Annotated in this window: 25 protein-coding genes and 3 pseudogenes; 12 read left to right on the top strand and 16 right to left on the bottom strand. The window is 36.2% G+C overall.

The genetic code is table 11. From position 1 onward, the window contains the following. Positions 1-6: 6 nt before the first annotated feature. The 8 genes and pseudogenes from HMPREF2701_RS03345 to HMPREF2701_RS03310 form a co-directional block, all read left to right on the top strand. Positions 7-195, top strand: a complete 189-nt coding sequence (locus HMPREF2701_RS03345) for a hypothetical protein (RefSeq protein WP_081109317.1) — start codon at positions 7-9, stop codon at positions 193-195. Positions 196-220: 25 nt separating this feature from the next. After that, positions 221-487, top strand: coding sequence for a hypothetical protein (locus HMPREF2701_RS03340; protein WP_164993750.1), 267 nt, complete (start codon positions 221-223; stop codon positions 485-487). Beyond that, positions 480-749, top strand: coding sequence for a hypothetical protein (locus HMPREF2701_RS03335; protein WP_049487708.1), 270 nt, complete (start codon positions 480-482; stop codon positions 747-749). Before HMPREF2701_RS03340 ends, HMPREF2701_RS03335 begins: the two co-directional genes overlap by 8 nt. A 44-nt stretch (positions 750-793) precedes the next feature. Beyond that, on the top strand, positions 794-1,036 hold the full coding sequence (locus HMPREF2701_RS03330) for a hypothetical protein (RefSeq protein WP_049487710.1): 243 nt from the start codon (positions 794-796) through the stop codon (positions 1,034-1,036). Positions 1,037-1,074: 38 nt separating this feature from the next. Then, positions 1,075-1,302 carry a hypothetical protein gene (locus tag HMPREF2701_RS03325; RefSeq protein ID WP_049487712.1) on the top strand — a complete coding sequence of 76 codons (228 nt, stop codon included), beginning with the start codon at positions 1,075-1,077 and terminating at the stop codon, positions 1,300-1,302. A 777-nt stretch (positions 1,303-2,079) separates the two neighbouring features. Further along, a complete protein-coding gene (locus tag HMPREF2701_RS03320; RefSeq protein WP_061590564.1) occupies positions 2,080-2,886 on the top strand; it encodes a coiled-coil domain-containing protein in 807 nt (268 codons plus the stop codon). 21 nt (positions 2,887-2,907) lie between these two features. Then, positions 2,908-4,155, top strand: coding sequence for a toxic anion resistance protein (locus HMPREF2701_RS03315; protein WP_070482077.1), 1,248 nt, complete (start codon positions 2,908-2,910; stop codon positions 4,153-4,155). A 70-nt stretch (positions 4,156-4,225) separates the two neighbouring features. Continuing rightward, positions 4,226-4,612, top strand: a pseudogene (locus tag HMPREF2701_RS03310) (N-6 DNA methylase); the annotation flags it as partial. 101 nt (positions 4,613-4,713) lie between these two features. On the opposite strand, the gene HMPREF2701_RS03305 reads toward HMPREF2701_RS03310, so the two are convergent. The 3 genes and pseudogenes from HMPREF2701_RS03305 to HMPREF2701_RS03295 all read right to left on the bottom strand — a co-directional run. Further along, complete coding sequence (locus HMPREF2701_RS03305) at positions 4,714-5,277, bottom strand: hypothetical protein (protein WP_020902473.1); 564 nt, start codon at positions 5,275-5,277, stop codon at positions 4,714-4,716. Between the two features lie 162 nt (positions 5,278-5,439). Then, positions 5,440-6,924, bottom strand: a complete 1,485-nt coding sequence (locus tag HMPREF2701_RS03300) for an RNA-binding domain-containing protein (RefSeq protein ID WP_061590562.1) — start codon at positions 6,922-6,924, stop codon at positions 5,440-5,442. Positions 6,925-7,530: 606 nt separating this feature from the next. After that, a pseudogene (locus HMPREF2701_RS03295) lies at positions 7,531-7,914 on the bottom strand (tyrosine-type recombinase/integrase); the annotation flags it as partial. 286 nt (positions 7,915-8,200) lie between these two features. Here HMPREF2701_RS03295 and HMPREF2701_RS03290 point away from each other — a divergent pair. Then, entirely contained in the window at positions 8,201-10,549 is a 2,349-nt protein-coding gene (locus HMPREF2701_RS03290; protein ID WP_020902520.1) for an N-6 DNA methylase, read from the top strand. A gap of 234 nt (positions 10,550-10,783) precedes the next feature. Here the strand turns inward: HMPREF2701_RS03290 and HMPREF2701_RS03285 are convergent. From HMPREF2701_RS03285 to HMPREF2701_RS03235, 12 genes and pseudogenes are all read right to left on the bottom strand, one after another. Beyond that, positions 10,784-11,173, bottom strand: a pseudogene (locus tag HMPREF2701_RS03285) (DUF1643 domain-containing protein); the annotation flags it as partial. A 110-nt stretch (positions 11,174-11,283) separates the two neighbouring features. Continuing rightward, the gene (locus HMPREF2701_RS11195; RefSeq protein ID WP_020902522.1) at positions 11,284-11,427 is read right to left on the bottom strand and encodes a hypothetical protein; all 144 of its coding nucleotides are present in this window, start codon (positions 11,425-11,427) and stop codon (positions 11,284-11,286) included. 55 nt (positions 11,428-11,482) lie between these two features. Continuing rightward, a complete protein-coding gene (locus HMPREF2701_RS03280; RefSeq protein WP_061590541.1) occupies positions 11,483-12,106 on the bottom strand; it encodes a hypothetical protein in 624 nt (207 codons plus the stop codon). Positions 12,107-12,109: 3 nt separating this feature from the next. Next, positions 12,110-12,562: a hypothetical protein gene (locus tag HMPREF2701_RS03275; RefSeq protein ID WP_020902524.1), complete on the bottom strand. Its 453-nt coding sequence runs from the start codon at positions 12,560-12,562 to the stop codon at positions 12,110-12,112. A gap of 36 nt (positions 12,563-12,598) precedes the next feature. Continuing rightward, positions 12,599-13,099 carry a hypothetical protein gene (locus HMPREF2701_RS03270; protein WP_020902525.1) on the bottom strand — a complete coding sequence of 167 codons (501 nt, stop codon included), beginning with the start codon at positions 13,097-13,099 and terminating at the stop codon, positions 12,599-12,601. Between the two features lie 466 nt (positions 13,100-13,565). Beyond that, complete coding sequence (locus HMPREF2701_RS03265) at positions 13,566-14,096, bottom strand: hypothetical protein (protein WP_020902526.1); 531 nt, start codon at positions 14,094-14,096, stop codon at positions 13,566-13,568. A 57-nt stretch (positions 14,097-14,153) separates the two neighbouring features. Then, on the bottom strand, positions 14,154-14,693 hold the full coding sequence (locus HMPREF2701_RS03260) for a hypothetical protein (protein ID WP_020902527.1): 540 nt from the start codon (positions 14,691-14,693) through the stop codon (positions 14,154-14,156). 125 nt (positions 14,694-14,818) lie between these two features. Beyond that, on the bottom strand, positions 14,819-15,604 hold the full coding sequence (locus tag HMPREF2701_RS03255; RefSeq protein WP_020902528.1) for a hypothetical protein: 786 nt from the start codon (positions 15,602-15,604) through the stop codon (positions 14,819-14,821). A 279-nt stretch (positions 15,605-15,883) separates the two neighbouring features. Beyond that, positions 15,884-16,033: a 50S ribosomal protein L33 gene (rpmG, locus tag HMPREF2701_RS03250; protein WP_001265622.1), complete on the bottom strand. Its 150-nt coding sequence runs from the start codon at positions 16,031-16,033 to the stop codon at positions 15,884-15,886. Between the two features lie 15 nt (positions 16,034-16,048). Then, positions 16,049-16,231 carry a 50S ribosomal protein L32 gene (gene rpmF / locus HMPREF2701_RS03245; protein WP_000290417.1) on the bottom strand — a complete coding sequence of 61 codons (183 nt, stop codon included), beginning with the start codon at positions 16,229-16,231 and terminating at the stop codon, positions 16,049-16,051. 151 nt (positions 16,232-16,382) lie between these two features. Continuing rightward, a complete protein-coding gene (locus HMPREF2701_RS03240; RefSeq protein ID WP_000796544.1) occupies positions 16,383-16,583 on the bottom strand; it encodes a type II toxin-antitoxin system antitoxin in 201 nt (66 codons plus the stop codon). A gap of 2 nt (positions 16,584-16,585) precedes the next feature. Continuing rightward, positions 16,586-17,593, bottom strand: coding sequence for an SPFH domain-containing protein (locus tag HMPREF2701_RS03235; RefSeq protein WP_004269911.1), 1,008 nt, complete (start codon positions 17,591-17,593; stop codon positions 16,586-16,588). Between the two features lie 184 nt (positions 17,594-17,777). On the opposite strand from HMPREF2701_RS03235, the gene ilvD reads away from it, so the two are divergent. Next, the gene (gene ilvD, locus HMPREF2701_RS03230; RefSeq protein WP_061590117.1) at positions 17,778-19,481 is read left to right on the top strand and encodes a dihydroxy-acid dehydratase; all 1,704 of its coding nucleotides are present in this window, start codon (positions 17,778-17,780) and stop codon (positions 19,479-19,481) included. Positions 19,482-19,541: 60 nt separating this feature from the next. Here ilvD and HMPREF2701_RS03225 read toward each other — a convergent pair whose 3' ends face one another. After that, on the bottom strand, positions 19,542-19,883 hold the full coding sequence (locus HMPREF2701_RS03225; protein ID WP_033687965.1) for a metal-sulfur cluster assembly factor: 342 nt from the start codon (positions 19,881-19,883) through the stop codon (positions 19,542-19,544). A 167-nt stretch (positions 19,884-20,050) separates the two neighbouring features. Between HMPREF2701_RS03225 and hisS the strand changes: the two genes are divergently transcribed. Next, complete coding sequence (hisS, locus tag HMPREF2701_RS03220) at positions 20,051-21,331, top strand: histidine--tRNA ligase (RefSeq protein WP_061590118.1); 1,281 nt, start codon at positions 20,051-20,053, stop codon at positions 21,329-21,331. Beyond that, on the top strand, positions 21,331-21,795 hold the full coding sequence (locus HMPREF2701_RS03215) for a hypothetical protein (RefSeq protein ID WP_081109286.1): 465 nt from the start codon (positions 21,331-21,333) through the stop codon (positions 21,793-21,795). Before hisS ends, HMPREF2701_RS03215 begins: the two co-directional genes overlap by 1 nt. Positions 21,796-21,804 lie beyond the last annotated feature (9 nt).

Genomic DNA, 21,804 nt, shown 5'->3' with positions numbered 1-21,804 from the left:
CTAGATATGATGATACCACCAAGCAAAGAGCTGTTGATTTTTTATAATCAAATTCATGAGTGGGTTGACCAAGTTTATCCAGACCAGGATAAATCTGCTGTATCATTTAAGAAAGACACTCCACAATCTATTTTAGATTTATTTGATAGTATTAAATCTAAAATAGGTTTTGATTACCAAGAACATAAGTATTAAAATAATAATTATGGATAAGTTAAACATGAAAAATAAGATAATTGATGTTTATAAAATAGCGCATCGTCTTGTTTCTATTACTGTTGAGAATCCTGATTTTTCAGATTTGAAAATCAATCATTTTGTGAGAATTGGGGAAAACGAGTATAGGGTACATAGTGTCCCTATGATTTGTTCAACTCCACCTAAATCTATCTTTAATTTAGATACTTTTACAATTGACTACACAGAGGACGACTTGATGAATAAAGTGGCGGTATTTACGCATAGGGAAGTATTTAAAGATGATTAAAATTTCAATCAATTTGTTGCTAGATGCGATTGAAGATAACATCAACGACGAAGAACTTCAATCTATCGATTTCGAGAGTTATATTAGAAAAATTACAAAAGAATTTCAGGGAGAAAATGGTGAATTCTTAGTAAAAGAAGAAGCGTTTGAAACACTCCCTTTGGACAGAGATAAAAAGGATAAAATCATTGAGCAAATAAAACAGAATAGTCAAAATGTTTTCGAAGACGATTTCGATACCTTGTTGCAATTATATTTTTGAGAGTCAAGAATAATTTCAGTGCCTTATTTTACACCAAATAGAAAATGATAAAGATTGATAAACAAATTATTACGATGTACAAAATAGAAGATGGAACCTCTAAGAGGCAGTATTCTATTGTGAGTGGAGGTTGTAAAGGTATTGCAACTATCGATAAAATTACTTTGGAATATAGCTATGTTGGAGATGATTTAGGGCAATTTACTTCATTTGTCAAAGATACCTTGACTAAAAGTATTCAGTTAGGAAAAGAGTTGCCGGATAAATTTTCATACGGTTTTGGATAAGTTGTGGAATATCTTATATAGGAGAATCAAGATATATTATGGCGATATTAGATGATTTACAAGCATTGTATGACAATGGTTGGGACGCTTCTTTTGATTATAAGGGTCAAGTATGTGGTATTTTTCCTAATTCTGTTTATGACATTGTAGTCGTACTTGGAGATAATGAATATAAAGTGGTATCTTTTGATGAGTTAATTTCTTTACAGATTAACGAGAAAACTTTGCTGGAAATCATGAGTGAGGTTGAAGTGCAATATTGTTGAAGGACACTAGAGAAAAAGATAGACAATAAATTCAGATGCACAGATTGAAAGTTGAGAAAAAAGTGCTATAATGAAGATATGAAGGATAGAGGTTGAGAATCTGTCACCAACGCGCCACTTATAAGTGGGTCGAGAAATGCAGGAGCCCCGACAGTCCTGCCTATCCTTGCAAGTCAATTAGCCCTTAGCTATGAATCTAGGGGCTTTTTGCTTTGTCTTAAAAGCTTGATTTCTGAGTTTGTATAGAGATTTGCTAGTGAGGTTATTTGTGTATCTAAGTCTATCTATTCCAAGAATTAAGCGATGTTGATGATATAAATCTGGTATGATATAATATTTTGGCCCCCTCACTTTAATGAAGGGAGGTGTTACATATGTTAGAAACTTTACTCACAGTGTTTCTAGCTCCGTTACTTATTAACGTGTTATCTGAGCTTTTCAAGCTATGGCTTAAGAAACGTAAAAAGTAATGGTTAACCCTTTTAGAGGGTAGCAAAAAACCCCATCGGTGGCACGGTGGGGCTTTTTTAGTTACATATGCTGTAACTTTACTCACATTGTAAGTTCATTCTAACACAACTCCCCCGATATTTCAAGCTTTTGTTTTGATATTCCCCAGAGTGTGTTTGTGGTTTGAGTCAGCTTCACTGAAATTAGACCACGCGCTACCAAGCTCCATTCTATATCAAAGAAATCAATTCTTTTCTAGGGAATTTCCGCCCTCATTTTTGTCTTTTGTGCTAAAATAGACTTATAAATTGAAAATAAGGAATGTTTATGAAATCGGGTAATGGTTTTTGGAAAGGCTGTCTCTATTTTTGGGGCTTCTTGTTCTTGTTGGGCCTTTTGGTTCAATATGCTCTTCCACTTGCGGCTTGTGTCCTGCTAGGCTATGGTGGTTATCGTCTCTACAAACGTTTACGCTATCCTCTTTTGCAGGATCGTTCGCTCGATGATCGGATTGAGCTTTTAAAGGCTCGGATTCGCCAGGCGGACAAAGATATTCAGCAATTGGAGGAAACTTTAGTAGAAAAAGGCTCAGAGTTCTATAAGAGTCTGGCCAATCAAGTATTAATCGAACTGCGAGAAATCCATCAGGAGGCGGATCGTCTAAAGTCCTATATCGACGATGATGTCTATAACCGTATTGATAAAAAGGTTCGTACAGTAAGGGCAAACATCGATGTTCAGCTAGAACGTTTAGATAGAGAAAGTCAGGTAGATCTTGAGAATGCGGAGCCAGAGGAATTAGCTCCAGAATTGTCCCAGACATTAGCCAATATTGCCATTGATCATCAGGCCATTTTAGACAAGATTGCTACCTCTGCTGAGGGTGATAAGGAAGAATTGACTGCCATTCATAGTTTGAAGATGGAGAAATTCCAAACGATTTTAGAAGGCTATTTGAAGATTAAGGCCAATCCGAAGAACTATAATCGAGCAGAAGAACGCTTAGAGCAAGCTAAAGCAGCTATCGAACAATTTGACCTTGAGCTAGACCAAGTCTTGAGAGAACTCAATGAAACAGATATGCGTGATTTTGATATCAGTCTGCGTATCCTAGAAAAAGATCGTAAAGAATAGGTTAGAAACAAAGGAGTAACCATGACAGAATTTAATTTTGATATTGACCAGATTGCCAATAATACGGTAGCTAAGGTGGATAAAACAACCCAAATCATCGAGACAAATACTAGCTCGGACAAGACCTTGACCTTCTTAGAAAAGCTGAGCCCTGAGCAGCAAGAAGGAATCAAGGCGCACGTGCCCCAGTTAGTAGACCAGTTTGTCACAAATCAAAATGCTCTTTTGGATTTTGGACAATCTGCTGTAGAAGGTGTGAACAATACGGTCAATCGTATCTTGTCAGAACAAAAGAAACTGCAGATTCCCCAAGTGGATGATCTACTCAAGAATACCAACCGTGAGTTGCAAGGTTTTGTAGTCAAATACAAGAACGCTGAAATTGCTGAGTTAGAAGAGAAGCCAAACTTTTTGCAACGATTGTTTAACAAGAGTAAGAATACCTTACAAGAATTTTACTTTGACTCAAAAACAGTGGAGCAAAAGCTGGATGGCATGGCTGCCGCAGTGGTCAAGCAAGAAGATGTGCTAGCTCGAAATATCGTCTCAGCTGAGATGTTGATTGAGGACAATACCAAATCCATTGAAAATCTAGTGGGAGTGATTTCCTTTATCGAAGCCAGCCAGACAGAAGCTGGTAATCGCGCTGCCGAACTGAAAGCCCAAGCTGACCAACTCGATACAAGTAAGGTAGAATACCAGACCAAGTCTCAAGAATTGGCCCGCATGGCAGAAGTGGTCAATACCCTTGAACAACAGCACACCGAGTATGTCAGCCGTCTCTATGTTGCCTGGGCAACAACACCTCAGATGCGTAATCTTGTGAAGGTGTCATCTGATATGCGCCAAAAATTGGGCATGCTTCGTCGCAATACGATTCCAACAATGAAGCTTTCTATTGCTCAACTGGGTATTTTGCAACAATCCATGAAATCAGGTGTCGTGGCAGATGCCATTGTCAATGCTAATAATGCTGCTCTTCAGATGCTAGCTGAAACCAGCAAGGAAGTGATTCCGCAGATGGAAAGAATTGCACAAAGCCCGACAGTCGCTGTCGAATCTGTTACCAAACTGGCTGAAAGTCTGGTTGCACAAAACCAGGGTATCGTCGCAGCTATTGAATTGGGACGCCAGGAACGTGCCCAACTAGAAACAACCATCGTCAAGTCCGCAGAAATGATCAACGATTCTGTTAAACTACGCGATGAGAAAATCGTCCAAGCCCTTCTAGACCAAGGCAAGGCCGCCCAGAAAGAAGTACAAGAATAATACACAAGTCCCCTGTAATATAGATTTGCAGGGGACTTTGCTTGTTTTAGGAGAAGTTTGAAGGTCAGGGAATTCTTGCTACAAGAATGTCTTCTTTATCGATGCTTCAAAAGAGTTTGAAAAAGGGAAAAATCAAAACAATATGACCGAAGACCATATTGCCAAGATTTTGGAAACCTATCAAAAACGTGAGAATGTCGAGAAGTTTGCCCATCTAGCCAGCTTTGAAGAGATTGTCGAAAATGACTATAACCTTAACATTCCACGCTATGTCGATACCTTTGAGGAAGAACCCGTAGTTCCCCTCGCCGACCTCGCCGACCAGCTCGCAGAGATTGATAAAGAGATTGGTCAAGTAGAAGCCAGACTCGCACACATGCGCAGCCAACTAGTAGGCACAACACCAGAAGCACAAGCAGAATTAACCACCTATCTCGAAAAGTTGAAAGAGATTTAGAGACTTATGAGAATACTCTGCTAAAAATTTAGAAAAATAAAAATGACAGTAGAAAATCTATTGTCATTTTTTGTTATTGATAACTTCAATAAAAGTCATCTTTAAAAATTTAAAAGTTTATTTCTTTCTTCAATATCATTTTTAATACATTCTTCAAGCACCTTGGGATCAACATAGATCACATTCCCAATCATTTTTGCAGGAATATTCATAGACAGTACTTGTAAAGAATATTTTTTAACAAGTGGTTCAAGTTTTGAGCCGTTTATATTGTTGTTAATGGCAGGGAAAATGATATCTTCCCATGAAAATGTGTAGTTATAGATTGTCTTGTTAAATCCAAGCTCTCTGACCTTAACCATATCATGTATGCGAATAAGTTTTACTAGTATATTAATACCATCAATATTCTTAGCTTTATAATTTTCACGTAAGTTTTTAAAAGAAGCATAGTTCTTGAAGGTAAGATAAGCTAGTAGAATAATTAAAATTAAAGGGACAATGCCTTTAGACGTTAGCAAGTCACTTATAGCTGTCAACTTAAAACTAAGTATGAAGTTGATAACAACTGCGTACAAAATAGCTAGTAGTGGCAATTTTACAAATAAAAAAGATTTGTATTTTATGGAAGTAATGGTATTGCTTTCTTTAAATTTTATTTTCATTAATGTTTCTCCTTAAATAGTATCAATTGAAAGAATATAGAGAAAGACTATCTAAAGTTAGTTTTATAATAAAACACCCCATTATGAACTGCGTTTTGGATTCCATAAATTTTAGAAAAGACTACGCTATTTCAAAAATTTTTAGGAATAAGAATTAAATATTTAATATTTGGTCATGAAATCTCCAAGATTTTTGATTTGTTGTTTAATAATGTGGTATTGTTCAGTTGAACTTTTAGGGAGAACATATCTTGTAGACCGCCCCTTACCTTCTATTTCAATATACTTTTTATTTTGTAGGGATTTCAAGTTTTCTCTAAATTTATACTCAGTCATTAGAGAATTTTCAAGGATATCATTTTTAGTAATGCTACCATTTTTAATGATATATTCAAGTATAATCTTTTCACTATCTGATGTATCTGCATAAGAAGACAGTAAATCTACTTTCCAGATTGTAACGATAGTACTATCAAAAGTTGTACTTACTTCAGGAATTTTTAGTTTATATTTTTCGGAAATATCAAAAATTTTCGGTCCACCTGACCCAGCTTTTTCTGACATCCCAATTCTACGGAATAATGAAGAGATTGTACTGTTTCGCGTTTTGGAAGTTCCGCCATGTATAAATTCGGGAATAGAAATTTTCATCTTACCTGGATTTTTAAATTCATAGAAGTCTTGGTATGCTGTAATAGCTATAGGTGAATCAAAATCATAGTAAGCGTGCATTAAGCAGTTCACTAAAGCCTCGCGTATAGATTCAGATAGGTCTTTCTTGAATGGTAAACGATGAGCAGATTCGTTACTGAGCTCAAATCTATCATTTGTTGTAGTGGTTAATTTATTATATGCTAAATTGAAAAAATCGAACATGTTTAAATCAGGGTACATCATATCACCTGTTGAAATTCTATCGTTCCACCTAGTTGAAAGAGAGGTATCTTTTTCAAAATAGTCTAATTGAAATTTGGGATAACGAGAAATGATAGAATTGTACTTTCCAAAAAATATTAGTCCTCCTGCGGTTAATTTATATGTATTATCAGTCCTATCTTTTTTAAATACACCAATTTCGATTAGAAAATCTCTCAAAGAAATGCTATTGTATTTTGTTTTACCAGTAAGTTCAATTAGTAATTTCTTGTAATGTTCTATTGTATCTAAATTCAGATCATTTTCGTCAAAATTATTAAGTAACTCACTATCAATATCATCATGAGAACTAGTCATCAGATATTTAAGTTCTTCTTTATCAAGTCGAACATCGCCTTCACCTAATCTTTTATATGACTCACGATAATCATTTTTTAGATGGATGGGTTTTTGGTGAGGATTCGCTTCCCTTACAGTGACTACAATGAGTTGTTTATTTTTGCCTGGAATGTCAATGTATTCAATATCATTATCGGTAAGTAGGTTACAACTAACTTTTTGTTTGTTTGCGACTAAAGCGAATAAATTGTCTCGTATTTTTTGAGGATTATTGACTCCTTGGTAGGGGTCAATATTTTTTTCGTCTATCCCGAGAATTATTTTTCCGCCATTTGTATTTGCAAATGCTGAGTAGGTTTCCCAGAAGGACTCTGGAAGATTGTTTTTAGCTTTTTTATATTCTAAATCAACCCCTTCAAATTTTAAGTCCATATTTTTCCTTTCTAAAATATAACGTTACTTAAATTTGTTTTTAAACGATTGTCACGCGAAAAAGCAAATTTTACAGGAGATTAAAATCCTTGATTTCATCGTATTTCTGGGACTTTATCTTAAACAGTTACGCGAAAATCACGCGAAAATCACGCGAATATTGTTCATCAAAATTCAGTTAAAGAATTTTAGAATAGATAGATTTAATAAAAAATTCTTTAATGAGATGTTTAACCCCCTATGCATGAATTTGTAATCTATCCCATTATAACACAACGATAAGAAAAATAGATGGTGGAGCGAGAATATAAAAAGAGAAACCTCATAATGAAGTTCCTCTTGCTTTTAATTGTCTGAATCAATATTTTTATTTCAAAAAAGGTAGTGAAAAAGGTAGTGATTCGGTTGATTTTCCTTGCAATATAGTGAAATTAACCAAAAGAAAAAAACGCTTGAGCAGCGTTTTTCTTCTGTATTGATTCGTATTGAATGCTTACTTCACTTCTGTAGAGGTTGTGAATGTTATTTTAGCACCTTTTAAACGCCGTTATATCAACGTTTCTAGATTGTTCTATAGAAAATGTAGTCATAAATGTAGTCATTTTGCTAAGCCGTCAATTTTGCAATTTCTTTGAGATAGATTTCAACTGCTTCTGCCTTCTTTTTCGGTGCCAATTCAGCATAGGTATCCATCGTCGTTTTAATCGACTTATAGCCCATTCTTATCTGAAGTTCTTTCCAGTTTGCACCAGCATTCAGCATCAAAGAAGCATGTGTATGACGGAAAAGGTGGAAACCGTAGTTTGGTAGTCCCAACTCAGTCAAACGCTTTTTAAGCGTTGCACGTTCATTTCTGTCACACATATAGTTCCCGTAAATTGTCGGGAAAATTAAATCCACAGTTGGTAAATCATGACTCACAAAATAATCACTCATCTCAGCATGAAAAGCTTTCAAGTCATCTAAGATTTGTCTCGGGACTGCAACTCTAAAGGCGCTTTTCAAACGGAAATTATCTTTTGATTTATGTCAATTCATCGGAGTGTTTTGTTAGAAAAAGCAGTATGCAAAATTTAGAAATTTTGATATAATAGAACTATCAAAAAGTAAAGGAATGATTGGTATGGAAGCAATCACAGCTCACAGCTCACAGCTCACAGCTCACAGCTCACGCTAATTATGTAATCAAGCGTCTTTTTTGTCAAGCACTAAAACAGGCTTTTTCGCATTTTTGTGAGAAGGCCTTTTTTGTTGTTTCTGAAAGGGAGATGGCAAGATGAAACGAATTGATATAATAGAAAAAATAGGAAAAGATTACCTTACTTCAAATATTGAAAATGAGGAATTTAGCTATCAAAAAGCACTGAAGGAAATCGGAAAAGATATTGCTGAGTATCAAAAAGAAAATTATAAGCGAAAATACAAGGATTTAGATATCCGATTTGAAAACAAAGATTTCTCTATCCTTATAGAGACTAAAGTAAAGTTCAACCAAAAGGACTATGAGCAGTTACAGGCATATGTTGACTATGAAAAGCAACTTACCAATAACTTCATAGTCGCCATCTTAGCTAATACTTCTAATGATGAAATTAAAGTATGGTTTGGTGATAGGTCTTTAGAAATTACAGATGAAACTCTATGTTTTGACGAGCGAAAGCTAAAGTCTCTTGAAGAGTATAAAGATACTTTCTTAGGGCATAGTAATGATAAGTTAAAGGTTATGAAAAGTACATATAACCTTAATGAAATTTTGCATAATCTAGGAGTTCAAGAGAAATTAAGAAGTCAGTTTGTTGGAACTTGCCTTTTGGCATTAAAAAACGATCTACAATTTGAAAACTTATCTACTAAAACTATTATTGCAGGTATTGAAGAGATTTTGGAAAATTTACTTGAAAAAGATATCAATAAAGCAGTGAAAATTGGTCTCATAAAAACTAACGTTTTATCTTCTCAAGATATTAGAACTCTTGAAAGTAAATCTTTTCAGAAGTTGTTACATCGCATACAAAAAGATATTTTGCCTTACATTAACGACAAAACTACGATGGGACAAGATATTTTGAATTTATTTTTCACAACATTCAACAAATATGTTGGAAAGTCTGACAAAAATCAAGCGTTTACCCCGGATCATATTGTAAAATTTATGTGTGATATAGCAGGAATAAATCGACATACAAAAGTCTTAGACCCTTGTTGTGGAAGTGGAGCTTTTTTAGTGCGAGCAATGACTGATGCAATGGATGATTGTGATACAGAACAAGAAAGAGATCATGTTAAAAAGAATAATATTTATGGCTTAGAATTTGATGATATAGCTTTTGGTTTAGCAACAACTAATATGTTACTGCATAGTGATGGGAACTCTAATATTTTGCAAGGAAGCTGTTTTGATTACTTAAATCAATTCGATATAACACAATCTAAAGAAAATACAAGTATAGATGTTGTTTTAATGAACCCTCCCTATAATGCTCAGAGGAAGCAAAGTAAAAAGGAATATGTAGAATCCTGGCTTTCTAAAACAAATGCAGACCCATCAAAAGGCTTTCACTTTGTATATGAGGTGGCAAAAATAGTTGGAACAGGGAAACTACTTGTGTTATTACCTACATCGTGCGCTATCGGTGGGGAAAAACAAAAGGAGATAAACAATTTTAAAGAAAAAATGTTGTCGGAACATACATTAGATGCAGTCTTTTCTTTACCTGTTGATATGTTTCACCCTGGCGCAAATGCGACTGCTTGTTGTATGATATTTAATTTAGGTGTGAGACACTCTAAAGCGCTAAACAAGAAAACCTTTTTTGGATATTTCAAAGATGATGGTTTTGTAAAACGAAAAAACCTAGGTCGTGTTGAACGATTTGTTGATGGAAAGAGTTTATGGGAAGACATTTATAAGGACTGGAAATACTTATATGTGAACAGAGTGGAGAAAACGGGGCTTTCTGTGCTAAAAGAAGTTACTTTCGAGGACGAATGGTTAGCTGAAGCTTATATGGAAACCGATTATTCAGATTTATCTCATAGTGATTTTGAACGAAATATAAAAGAATTGTTTGCATTTGAGGTGAAATATGGTTTGCCAAACCTTGGTGTTGAAAGCTCTAACAAAAAAGCATTAGAATTAAACTCATCAAATTGGAAATCATTTACGATTGAAGAAATTTTTGATGATATTCAACCAGCTAATGGGGAAACTACTGATCAGTTAGAAGAAGGCTCAGATTTAGTATATATTGCAGCTAAAAAAGAAAACAATGGTGTAAAAGCAACTGTGGAATATGATAGTAGATATTTATCAAAAGGTAACTCCATTGTCTTTATAAATTTAGGTCAAGGTAGTGCAGGTTATGCAACATATCAGCCGTATGATTTTATAGGTATGAAAGGAAAAATAAGTACTGGAACTTTTAACAAACTTAATCAATATATTGGTGTATTCTTAGTTACAATTTTAGATAAAGAAAGATTTAGATATTCTTTTGGACGAAGTTGGACTGGAGATAGATTATTGCAAACTAAAATAAAATTGCCTATTGATGCCAATAACAATCCTGATTGGATTTATATGGAGGAGTATATAAAATCTCTCCCTTATGGAAATATGATTTAAATTTTTAAAAAGGAATATCTAGATAGAGAATTCCTTTTTTTGCTTAAAAAATTTTATCAGTATCACATCTTGTTGTTTGCACAAACTGGTATATAGCTCCCAAAATTTTAAGTATTTGTTGGGGGAGTATGGAGTACATTTCTTAATTCTTTCATAGATTGTTGGTTGTTAGTTAATAAAAATTCTAAAAAAGACTATTTGGAATAAATCCTTAGCAGACTTTTTCAATATCATTTAATTATAAGTAACAGGAGTAACATCCTTAGATAAATAAAGTGGATGGTGAGGAGTCCCATTTTTATTCCGTTTTAAGCAAACTAGATTTGGAAGTGAATCCATGAGAACTTTAGCAAGATTTAAGAGTTTATCATGGTTTCCCCAACAAGCGATAACTAAATTTGACTCAGACACACACTTTTGAATATAACTGTCATTGTCTGGTCCAACTGGATCTTCCACTCTTTTAAGCAAAGATGGATCAGTACTTCTAAATGCAAAGAGATTCGCCATGATTAATTTACCATATCCCCATCTTTTTTCGTAACCTATACATTTTCGAATCGTCTCATCGTTCGCCTCCTCATCGGCTGTCGAAGGGTTTAATCCAATGAATGCCACTGTTGGTTTTGTTTTATCCTAAGTTCGCATGAGGACATATCTATACTTTCTATCAATTGATATAAGCGCTCTTTCCTATTTATTTCTTAATCTATTTTTTCGTTTTTAACTTCTAATTATTTCACTTTTAAAATAAGATTAAAGGCAATCGCCAGGACATAAAGCATTACCGGCACTATTAATGCATTGACTTTAAACTTTTTTTGATAAATACCAATTAAAGTAAAAAATAGAATGACACTTGCTACAACATATAACATATATTTCTCCTAATCTATACAAACCGAATCAACTCGATGGACTGCTTGTTATCCCTTACCCAAAAGCCTTTCCGACATGCCCTCCGTAGTAGCGAGCAATACTAACTTGGTGAGCCATTGTATTATAATTACCAGCCCAGAAGATACTATCTTCTCCTTTCTTAGTTGATTTTACGATAAACTGAACAACGTCAGATACACTTGATTCGTAAACCTCAATATCGTCAACATTCACATCATATCCGTTTTGTTGGAATGACACTGCAAAAGCCATAATCATGTCTTGTTTGGCCATTTTAAGATGCTTTTCAATAGAGTAGTCGATTTCTAAGATATTTGCAGTCTTACATTCCTTGATAACAACTTTAAAAGCATCTTTTACCTCTTTTTCAATATTAGGATCTACCTTATGCCCTGCCATTTCAAGAGCTCTAAAAGCTTCATTATAACTCTTATCGTCTTCTGTGATCTCTTCTCTTAATCTTCCTTTTTCTTGTTGCTTTTGCTCCACAATATCCTGTGTAGTTTCTGTTTGTTGAGTAGTTTGCTCCGCTATTTGTTGCGCAGTTTCATTGGTTTCTTTTAGATATTTAAGGTAAAATACTCCAGAAACACTTCCAACAACTACTAAACTAGTCAGAACAGCTGCAATTAAAAATATACTTTTTTGTTTAAACATCAATTACTTCTCCTCATCATCTTGTTTCAAATCAACAATAAAATAAACTAATAGAGCTGGAGCAAGGAAACATAACATAATAGAAAGAATAAACTCAATAATCGCCTTACCAAGCACCTTAGTCGGACCTGTAAACAGAAGACCCCCTTGTACTGTTAAAAAGAAATAGTCCTTATAGTACCAATATCCAGCTGATATAACAGCAAATAAAGCAAATCCAATCATCCACTTAAACAATCGTTCTACTTTAGCGCTATACTCTTTATACTCCTTGTCTTTCTTTGCTTTGATAAACGCTTGTTTTTTTCTTTCTTCCTCTCTCTTCTCCTCTTCCTCTTTTTCTAAGAGTTCTTGCTTTAGAATTTCAATAACCTCATCATTTGAAAGTCCTTCGAATTTACTTTTAGGTATTTTCTCGTTACCGTCCCAATGATCAAAAATGTTATAGTCGTCCATAGCTTTCCTTTCTTTTCTCTTATAATCCGTGCCTTCTTACAATCGCCCCACTATGGCACCTACGATTGAGAATATCCCTCCAAAGAATAAGATAGGCATGATCACTGCAAGTCCAGCCAGAATAGGTAAGACACTAATAATACCATTAACAATCCACATTATAATAGAATATATAGGAATGATGACACCTGCACCCAAGATAATAGTTACGGGGATAAAGTATACGAAGACAGTTCCAAAAATACCAATCAATCTAAAGGCACGGTCATATACATTATTCTCTCCCTCTAAGCCAGATAGGAAATAAATTGAAGAGAATAGACCTGTAAAGCAACCGAAAACCAAAACAAAATAGTTGACCTTCATGTTTAATTTAACCTTTAATGGTTCTGTTAAATCTCTAACAACAGAAATAATTGGGATACCGATCAACTGCCACAAGAAAATATAGAATAGCAACCCCAATCCATTTGTGATTGGGTGCAACAATAGTGATTTCGCATAGTCAATTAAAAATAAATAGATGTTTTCTACCATTTTGGTTTGGCTCCTTGTTATTCCTATATTTCTATTTTACATAATTTCTGGTTTTCTAGCAAATTTTTCTGAAATAAAGTTTAACTTTTTATCACCAGCTCAAAAATCAAAAAATAGACTATCAGAATAGCGACTTAATAAGAACACCACTAATAATGTTTAAAAATAATCCTGCTTACTGACCAACTCCTTGCATTTTTTATAGATTATCTGATATACTATAAATGTACCGATGAGATATCAGTACAAAATAAATACCTTTTCAGTTTGGGTTAGTTTTTAAAATTTCATTTAAAAACTTTACCTCCTTTCTGTTAGTATTTCATTTTTCCTTCCTTTAATTTAAGCTATTAGATAGTTTTTAATAACTTCCTCTACTATCTTTCTAGTAATAAAATAGAAAAAGCACTGTCAACTTCCTCCGACAGTGCTTTTTTGTTGCTATTCAAACTTAAAATCACTAAAACTATTGTTTAAAATCATTCCTTTTTGTTTCAATCACTCTCACGGCAGCTTTTACTACATGAAATTCATCAATCAATTTACTAATTAATTCATAGTTTTGTTGGCTTACTCTTACTTTCATTAATTTTTCAGCAGCTTGATTAAATTCAGTCAAATGTTCTTTAACACTCAGTAACATTTCTTTTGTATCTTTTAAATAATATTTTCTTGATAATTTCTCAACTTCTTGATTAAACAAGTCTACGTTATTATCGTGTATGGTGATCTTTTTCCCTTCAGCTACCAAATCATTCGCTTCATAACAAGTGATGAATTTATGTTCAATCGTATCGCAAACAAAAATAATCCCGCTATCAGATATATATTTTCGCTTATCTGGATTTTGTCCCTCGCTTGAGTCATATAGTGTCAAACTGTTTATCTGCTTAGAGATCCATTTAGGAAGTTGCTCTTCTTTAACTCCAAATCTCTCATTAGCTCTTTTCATAAAATGATCTGTCCATACATAGTCTGGTGCATATGAAAGTCCCATGGCAATACTCCTCTTTAAAACTTTCGAAAAATACTATTCTAATTGAATATGAGAGTTTTAAATTTCTACTTCAGCAATTGGTTTGCGATATCGAGGCGCGTTAGGATTGTGGCAATAAATCTTACCTAGCTCGAGTCTTGGTTGAAATACCTCAAAATCACTTGCAAGAACGTAGCAAGGCTTATAGATACAACTGAATGTGATAGATACTTCCTCTCTTAAATCCTCTATAAGCATTTCTAATGTTTCATACTCGTAGATACGTACTATCTCTCCTCTACTTTCAAATAGTGCCTTAACAACAATAGAAGTACCATTACCATAAAAGACAGTATTATAGGCCACACACTCGTAGTCTTTCATTTCTAGACGATAATACCTATCCGCTCTGGTCTCTCCAATAGATACTTCTTTGGGAATCATATAAAAATATCTTCCCTTTTCTACTGCTAGCGTGAATCGTCTGCGCGCTTCTAATTGTTTTAAGTATTCGTCAATTCCGCTACCAATAGTTAATGCTTTTCGGATAATCGAGGCTTTATCTGAAGAGTGGTTTTTGTCTAACCATTCTCCTAAAAATCTGTGAAGATATACCATAATTTCTTCTCCTTGTTATTATTATATTTTAATTTTACATAATTTTTCTTTTTCTCGCAACAAACTTGGTACTACGATAGAATTTTGGGATTTCTTAAACTTTAAATCTTTATACGACAAATAATTTAAATACGCTTCACCTTAAGTAATTTTGAAAAGCCTAAGTATCCATTATAATATTCTTGTTTTTTCTTCATGGTAGAAACAAAGGCTAACTTTACAGGAACTGCATTGGCTCTTGAATGTTTAAAACTTAAATCTTCTGATTGTGGGATAAATCTTAATTCATCTTCCAAATATCTATACACTCTTTCAGGAATGACTAAATTGCAGATGTACTTTGCATGATCATTGTTTCGAAACATTCGTAGATAGTACTTTTTATCAGTCTTTCCTATAAACACCTTGCATTCTCCATAATAAATAGTCAGATGGTCAGATACTTCTAATTCATTTAGGAGGAGGGATCTACGAGGTAAATATTTTCTGGTACCAACTTTATTTTCTAAAACAAATTTTACATCAGACACCTCGCTATTATTTTGCAGAGAATTGACGCTCCTTGGTTGAATTACTCTACTGGCCTTTTCTTCCAGAATACGGTTTAAGAGTTGTTCAGCTAAGTCTGCATCAATTTTCTCATAATATTCTTTCAGTTCCATTTTCGAAGCAGATTCCAGAGTATATTCACATCCGTCACCATGAGGTAATTTAGGATGGCTCGATAAATAGATTTTCCCTTTTTTCTCGTTTATCACTAAATCCACTTCGTAACAACCAGGACAAAATAATTGTTTTTCATACTTAAGTTTTGTCCCAGTTTTATCCTTTTGATATTCCTTTTGTAGCTCATGAAGTTCTAGTCTCTCATGATTGTAAATACAGTATTGAAATTTATTTTTTGTAAACATAATAATCCTTTCTAGTTACCAACAATTAAATCTTGTTTTAAAAATCTGAAATGTGTAGTTATCTAAACCAACATCTAATTTTCTTAAACAACACAAAAACGCTCTAGACAATATGACTAGAGCGTTTTCTATATATCCGAACATCTAATTTATTTCACAAAAAATGTAGTCAAAAATGTAGTCATTCGGTTGATTTTTATTGCAATACATTGAAATTTGAAAAATCAAGAATCGCATTAAATCAAGGTTTTTTCGTTTCTACTGAAACGTAATGACCTATTATTTCACTTCTGTAAACACAACGTGTTTGCGAAGTTTTGGTGAGTATTTCTTCAATTGAAGACGGTCTGGAGTGTTACGTTTGTTTTTAGAAGTAAGGTACAAGCGTTCACCAGATTCTTTGTGTTCAAGTGTAATATTTACGCGCATGGTATCTCCCTTCTATTATTCAGCTGATGCAGCTTTAGCGATTTTACGTCCTTTGTAGTATCCTTTAAGTGATACACGGTGAGAACGTGAGTAATCTCCAGTAGTTTCGTCAAAGTTTACAGATGGAGCTGTTACTTTGTAGTGTGTACGACGTTTGTTTTTCTTCGCTTTTGAAGTGCGACGTGCAGGTACTGCCATTTTGATTTCTCCTTTAGGTATTTATATTCGATTCAATCTACTGATTTTCATCAACCATATTAGAATAACACATTTTTTTTGTAAAGTAAAGTTACTTGACAAAAAAAGATGAAAAAATTCTCCTGTCAGTCCTAGCAGACAGGAGAAGGTGTTAAATATCAATCTCAAATGGTTCGTCAATGGTTTCTGATACGTATTTTCCGTCTTTCTTCCGTTGTTTGACACATTCTGTGAGGAGATATTCGATTTGCCCATTGACTGAACGAAAGTCATCTTCTGCCCATGATGCGAGTGCAGCGTATAACTTTGTTGAGAGTCGAAGGGGGATCTGCTTCTTTTTAGCTTCAGCCATCTTTAGTAAAGACTTCCTGTGTTGACAATTGGTTGTGCATCATGATTGCCACAGAGTACGACAAGGAGATTTGAAACCATGGCAGCTTTTCGTTCTTCGTCAAGCTCTACCAATTCCCCTTCATTGAGTCGTTCTAGTGCCATTTCAACCATTCCTACAGCACCATCCACAATCATCTTACGGGCATCAATAATGGCAGATGCTTGTTGGCGTTGAAGCATGACAGCAGCAATTTCTGGAGCGTAAGCTAGGTAAGTAATACGTGCTTCAAGGATTTCCAAGCCAGCATCCTCAACACGACTTTGGATTTCCTCACGAATACGGTTAGCTACAATCTCACTAGAACCACGGAGACTACCTTCATCTGCTTGCCCGTCACCTGTAGTATCCACATTAGGAGAGACATCGTAAGGATAGATGCGGACAATATTTCGGAGGGCGCTATCACATTGCAATGAAAGATATTCTTTGTAGTTGTCCACATTGAAGACTGCTTTGGCTGTATCAACAACTCTCCAAGTTACCGCGATCCCGATTTCTACGGGATTTCCTAGACAATCATTGATTTTTTGGCGAGAATTGCTCAAGGTCATAACCTTGAGGGAAATCTGTTTTTTGCCAATTTCAATGTTTACATCATTGCCATTTGATGATTTCATTCCTGACAAAGGAGATTTTGTGCTAACATCACCACTTTGTCCCAGTCTAGTGTGATTTGCAGGGTTGACTGCTACGCTGAAGGGATTAACAAAGTAAAAACCAGGTTCTTTGATGGTACCTGTATAGTTACCAAAAAGGGTCAAAACCAGAGCTTCCTGAGGTTTGACAACTTTTAAACCAGCATGAGCTAGGCCTGCAATTAAGCTTAATAAAAGTCCGATAATAATTCCAAAAATGTTTTCCGAACCAACACCCATTATAAATATAAAGATACCGAGTACGAGCGCCAATTCAATGAGAATCAATGCGAATACACCATTTGGTTTTGAATTGATTAGTTTTTCAGTCATAAGAATGACCTCCTATTATTTGATATCCAAATGATATCACTTTAATTTATAAAGTCAAGAAATAAATGTAACATTTTTAAAGAAAATATTTCTGTATAGAATTTTCTGAAAATTCAAGAATTTTCTTCTGTTCATTGCTTTTAAAATGTGCTATAATAGTAAAAACTGAAATGGGAGGGAATAAATGACTGAATTAGATAAACGTCACCGCAGTAGCATTTATGATAGTATGGTAAAATCACCAAACCGTGCCATGCTTCGTGCGACTGGTATGACAGATAAGGACTTTGAAACACCGATTGTTGGGGTAATTTCGACTTGGGCGGAAAATACGCCATGTAATATCCACTTGCATGATTTTGGGAAATTAGCTAAAGAAGGTGTCAAATCGGCAGGTGCTTGGCCTGTGCAGTTTGGGACTATCACTGTAGCGGACGGGATTGCTATGGGAACGCCTGGTATGCGCTTCTCTTTGACATCTCGTGATATCATTGCGGACTCAATCGAGGCGGCTATGGGAGGCCACAACGTGGATGCCTTCGTCGCTATCGGTGGCTGTGACAAGAACATGCCTGGTTCTATGATTGCTATTGCCAATATGGACATCCCAGCTATTTTCGCCTATGGTGGAACTATTGCACCGGGAAATCTTGATGGCAAGGACATTGATTTGGTTTCTGTTTTTGAGGGTATCGGAAAATGGAACCACGGTGATATGACAGCTGAGGACGTGAAACGTCTTGAATGTAGTGCCTGCCCTGGTCCTGGTGGCTGTGGTGGTATGTACACAGCTAATACCATGGCGACTGCTATCGAAGTCCTCGGTATGAGTTTGCCAGGTTCTTCATCTCACCCAGCTGAATCAGCTGACAAGAAAGAAGACATCGAAGCAGCAGGACGTGCTGTTGTTAAGATGTTGGAACTTGGTCTCAAACCGTCAGATATCTTGACTCGTGAAGCCTTTGAAGATGCCATCACTGTAACTATGGCTCTCGGTGGTTCTACAAACGCCACTCTTCACTTGCTTGCCATTGCCCATGCTGCCAATGTTGACTTGTCTCTTGAGGACTTCAATACGATTCAAGAACGTGTGCCACACTTGGCCGACTTGAAACCATCTGGCCAGTATGTCTTCCAAGACCTTTACGAAGTCGGTGGTGTTCCTGCGGTTATGAAGTACTTGTTGGCAAATGGTTTCCTTCATGGTGACCGCATCACATGTACTGGTAAGACTGTCGCTGAGAACTTGGCTGACTTTGCAGACCTCACACCAGGTCAAAAAGTTATCATGCCACTTGAAAATCCAAAACGTGCGGACGGTCCATTGATTATCTTGAACGGGAACCTTGCACCAGACGGTGCAGTTGCCAAGGTATCAGGTGTGAAAGTGCGTCGTCACGTTGGACCAGCTAAGGTCTTTGACTCAGAAGAAGATGCGATTCAGGCCGTTCTGACAGATGAAATCGTTGATGGCGATGTAGTCGTTGTTCGTTTCGTTGGACCTAAGGGTGGTCCTGGTATGCCTGAGATGCTGTCACTTTCATCAATGATCGTTGGTAAAGGTCAAGGAGACAAGGTTGCCCTCTTGACAGATGGTCGTTTCTCTGGTGGTACTTATGGTCTGGTTGTTGGACATATCGCTCCTGAAGCTCAGGATGGTGGACCAATTGCCTACCTTCGTACAGGCGATATCGTTACGGTTGACCAGGATACCAAAGAAATTTCCATGGCCGTATCCGAAGAAGAACTTGAAAAACGCAAGGCAGAAACAACCTTGCCACCACTTTACAGCCGTGGTGTCCTTGGTAAATATGCCCATATCGTATCATCTGCTTCACGCGGAGCCGTGACAGACTTCTGGAATATGGACAAGTCAGGTAAAAAATAAACTTAAAAAGCAAGCCAATCTCGGCTTGCTTCTTTTCATCTTCAAAAGTGATTTGCCTGCTTAACGAGGTGGCAGTCCAAGGGCAATACGGCCGTAGCGACTGATTCGTGTAATCTTCCAGGCAGGCGACCAGGTAACTTCAACCTTGACATCTTCGATACCATCAATTTGTTTCAGACCTGCAACGATTTCGATAGGCAAGCTTTCGGCACAATCGCAAGCAGTGTCGGTGAAGGTCATGACAATCTTACAGAGGCCTGTTTCGTCTAGATTAATTTCATAAATCAGCCCTAGATTGTAAACATCCAATTCCACATCTGTATCAAAAACCTTCTCTAGTTTTTCGATAATTTGGTCTTGTAAGGCCAAAGCACGGTCATTGATTTTGATATCGTCTCTCATAACAGTCCCTCCACGTGATAAATATCCTCTATTTTCTCATAATTCTGACAATTTGGCAAGTTTTTGATGAATTTTCTGAAAAGACTCTCTTGAGATTTTCTTCTCTCACTGTTTTAATCCCTCTATTTATGGTAAAATAAGACTATTAAGTTTAAAGAGGATTCCCTATGAAATTACAAAAACCAAAAGGAACGCAGGATATTTTACCTGATGAATCTGCCAAATGGCAGTACGTTGAGGGCTTTGCCCGTGAGATTTTCAAGCGCTATAACTATGCAGAAGTGCGCACGCCTATTTTTGAGCATTACGAGGTCATCAGTCGCTCTGTCGGAGATACGACCGATATCGTAACCAAGGAAATGTACGACTTCTATGATAAGGGTGACCGTCATATCACCCTCCGTCCAGAAGGAACTGCGCCCGTTGTCCGTTCCTATGTGGAAAATAAACTCTTCGCGCCAGAAGTGCAAAAGCCAAGTAAGTTCTACTACATGGGACCTATGTTCCGTTATGAGCGTCCACAGGCAGGGCGTTTGCGCCAGTTCCACCAGATTGGTGTTGAGTGTTTTGGATCTAGCAATCCAGCTACCGATGTGGAAACAATCGCGATGGCAGCCCATTTCTTGAAAGAAATCGGTATCCAAGGTGTCAAATTGCACCTTAACACTCTTGGAAATCCTGAGAGCCGTGCGGCCTACCGTCAAGCCTTAATTGACTATTTGACACCGCTCAAGGAGACTTTATCTAAGGATAGCCAACGTCGTTTGGAGGAAAACCCTCTTCGTGTCTTGGATTCTAAGGAAACAGAAGACAAGGTGGCAGTGGAGAACGCGCCTTCTATCTTGGACTTCCTTGACGAAGAAAGTCAAGCTCATTTTGATGCTGTGCGTCAGATGTTGGAGAATCTTGGAGTAGACTATATCATCGATACCAATATGGTGCGTGGTCTGGACTACTACAACCACACCATTTTCGAGTTCATTACTGAGATTGATGGAAATGACTTGACAGTTTGTGCGGGTGGTCGCTACGATGGTTTGGTTTCTTACTTTGGAGGCCCTGAAACTGCTGGATTTGGTTTTGGACTTGGTGTAGAGCGCCTGCTTCTTATCCTTGAAAAGCAAGGTGTGGCCCTCCCTATCGAAAACGCCCTAGATGTCTATATCGCAGTCTTGGGTGATGGAGCAAATGTCAAGGCCTTGGAGTTGGTGCAAGCCCTTCGCCAACAAGGTTTCAAAGCAGAGCGTGATTACCTCAACCGTAAGCTCAAAGCTCAGTTCAAGTCAGCCGATGTCTTTGCGGCTAAGACCCTCATCACCCTAGGAGAGAGTGAAGTCGAAAGCGGACAAGTGACGGTCAAGAACAACCAAACCCGAGAAGAAGTGCAAGTGTCACTTGAGGCTATCAGCCAAAACTTCTCAGAAATCTTTGAAAAACTAGGATTTTAATGATAGATAAACTGGTCAGGAACTTACTCCTGACCTTTTTCTTTTGCAAAATGACAAAAATCATAAACTTTTTGACAAATATGCTTGTCAAAAAGAAAAAGATGTGTTACAATGAATTCAAGTTAAGAAATAGAAAGCGGAAAGGAGCTATGATGTGGGTAGTATTTATACTATTTATGATTTTCTTTTATTCTAATAATTCTAAAAAAATCAAGAAACTAGAGAATAAAATCAAAAAGCTTGAGCGAAAAGAGAAAGGAAATATAGAAATGTCAAGATTATTGCAAGAAATGATTGGAAAGAAACCAATTATAACGGGAGTGTATATTGGGCCAGATAACTGGGAAGTTGTGGATGTTGACGAGGAATGGGTCAAACTACGTAGCGTTGATAAAAAGGGGAAAGAAAAATTCAAGTTGCAACGTATTGAGGATATCCAAACTGTTGAATTTGACGGAGAGTAGGTGTGTAAC

The organism is Streptococcus sp. HMSC077D04 (assembly GCF_001808785.1).
Lineage (GTDB): Bacteria > Bacillota > Bacilli > Lactobacillales > Streptococcaceae > Streptococcus > Streptococcus mitis_BX.
The sequence above is the reverse complement of the archived record's forward strand: the minus strand, read 5'-3'. Positions and strand labels throughout refer to the sequence as shown.

Coding starts and splice junctions, on each gene's coding strand:
- HMPREF2701_RS03345 (WP_081109317.1), top strand. CDS start 7: ATGATGATACCACCAAGCAAAGAGCTGTTGATTTTTTATAATCAAATT.
- HMPREF2701_RS03270 (WP_020902525.1), bottom strand. CDS start 13,099: ATGGTAGAAAACATCTATTTATTTTTAATTGACTATGCGAAATCACTA.
- HMPREF2701_RS03265 (WP_020902526.1), bottom strand. CDS start 14,096: ATGGGACTTTCATATGCACCAGACTATGTATGGACAGATCATTTTATG.
- rpmF (WP_000290417.1), bottom strand. CDS start 16,231: ATGGCAGTACCTGCACGTCGCACTTCAAAAGCGAAGAAAAACAAACGT.
- HMPREF2701_RS03215 (WP_081109286.1), top strand. CDS start 21,331: ATGATAGATAAACTGGTCAGGAACTTACTCCTGACCTTTTTCTTTTGC.
- HMPREF2701_RS03315 (WP_070482077.1), top strand. CDS start 2,908: ATGACAGAATTTAATTTTGATATTGACCAGATTGCCAATAATACGGTA.
- HMPREF2701_RS03225 (WP_033687965.1), bottom strand. CDS start 19,883: ATGAGAGACGATATCAAAATCAATGACCGTGCTTTGGCCTTACAAGAC.
- HMPREF2701_RS11195 (WP_020902522.1), bottom strand. CDS start 11,427: ATGTTATATGTTGTAGCAAGTGTCATTCTATTTTTTACTTTAATTGGT.
- HMPREF2701_RS03330 (WP_049487710.1), top strand. CDS start 794: ATGATAAAGATTGATAAACAAATTATTACGATGTACAAAATAGAAGAT.
- hisS (WP_061590118.1), top strand. CDS start 20,051: ATGAAATTACAAAAACCAAAAGGAACGCAGGATATTTTACCTGATGAA.
- HMPREF2701_RS03335 (WP_049487708.1), top strand. CDS start 480: ATGATTAAAATTTCAATCAATTTGTTGCTAGATGCGATTGAAGATAAC.
- HMPREF2701_RS03235 (WP_004269911.1), bottom strand. CDS start 17,593: ATGACTGAAAAACTAATCAATTCAAAACCAAATGGTGTATTCGCATTG.
- HMPREF2701_RS03240 (WP_000796544.1), bottom strand. CDS start 16,583: ATGGCTGAAGCTAAAAAGAAGCAGATCCCCCTTCGACTCTCAACAAAG.
- HMPREF2701_RS03305 (WP_020902473.1), bottom strand. CDS start 5,277: ATGAAAATAAAATTTAAAGAAAGCAATACCATTACTTCCATAAAATAC.
- HMPREF2701_RS03340 (WP_164993750.1), top strand. CDS start 221: ATGAAAAATAAGATAATTGATGTTTATAAAATAGCGCATCGTCTTGTT.
- HMPREF2701_RS03260 (WP_020902527.1), bottom strand. CDS start 14,693: ATGGTATATCTTCACAGATTTTTAGGAGAATGGTTAGACAAAAACCAC.
- HMPREF2701_RS03280 (WP_061590541.1), bottom strand. CDS start 12,106: ATGTTTAAACAAAAAAGTATATTTTTAATTGCAGCTGTTCTGACTAGT.
- HMPREF2701_RS03275 (WP_020902524.1), bottom strand. CDS start 12,562: ATGGACGACTATAACATTTTTGATCATTGGGACGGTAACGAGAAAATA.
- HMPREF2701_RS03325 (WP_049487712.1), top strand. CDS start 1,075: ATGGCGATATTAGATGATTTACAAGCATTGTATGACAATGGTTGGGAC.
- ilvD (WP_061590117.1), top strand. CDS start 17,778: ATGACTGAATTAGATAAACGTCACCGCAGTAGCATTTATGATAGTATG.
- rpmG (WP_001265622.1), bottom strand. CDS start 16,033: ATGCGCGTAAATATTACACTTGAACACAAAGAATCTGGTGAACGCTTG.
- HMPREF2701_RS03290 (WP_020902520.1), top strand. CDS start 8,201: ATGAAACGAATTGATATAATAGAAAAAATAGGAAAAGATTACCTTACT.
- HMPREF2701_RS03320 (WP_061590564.1), top strand. CDS start 2,080: ATGAAATCGGGTAATGGTTTTTGGAAAGGCTGTCTCTATTTTTGGGGC.
- HMPREF2701_RS03255 (WP_020902528.1), bottom strand. CDS start 15,604: ATGTTTACAAAAAATAAATTTCAATACTGTATTTACAATCATGAGAGA.
- HMPREF2701_RS03300 (WP_061590562.1), bottom strand. CDS start 6,924: ATGGACTTAAAATTTGAAGGGGTTGATTTAGAATATAAAAAAGCTAAA.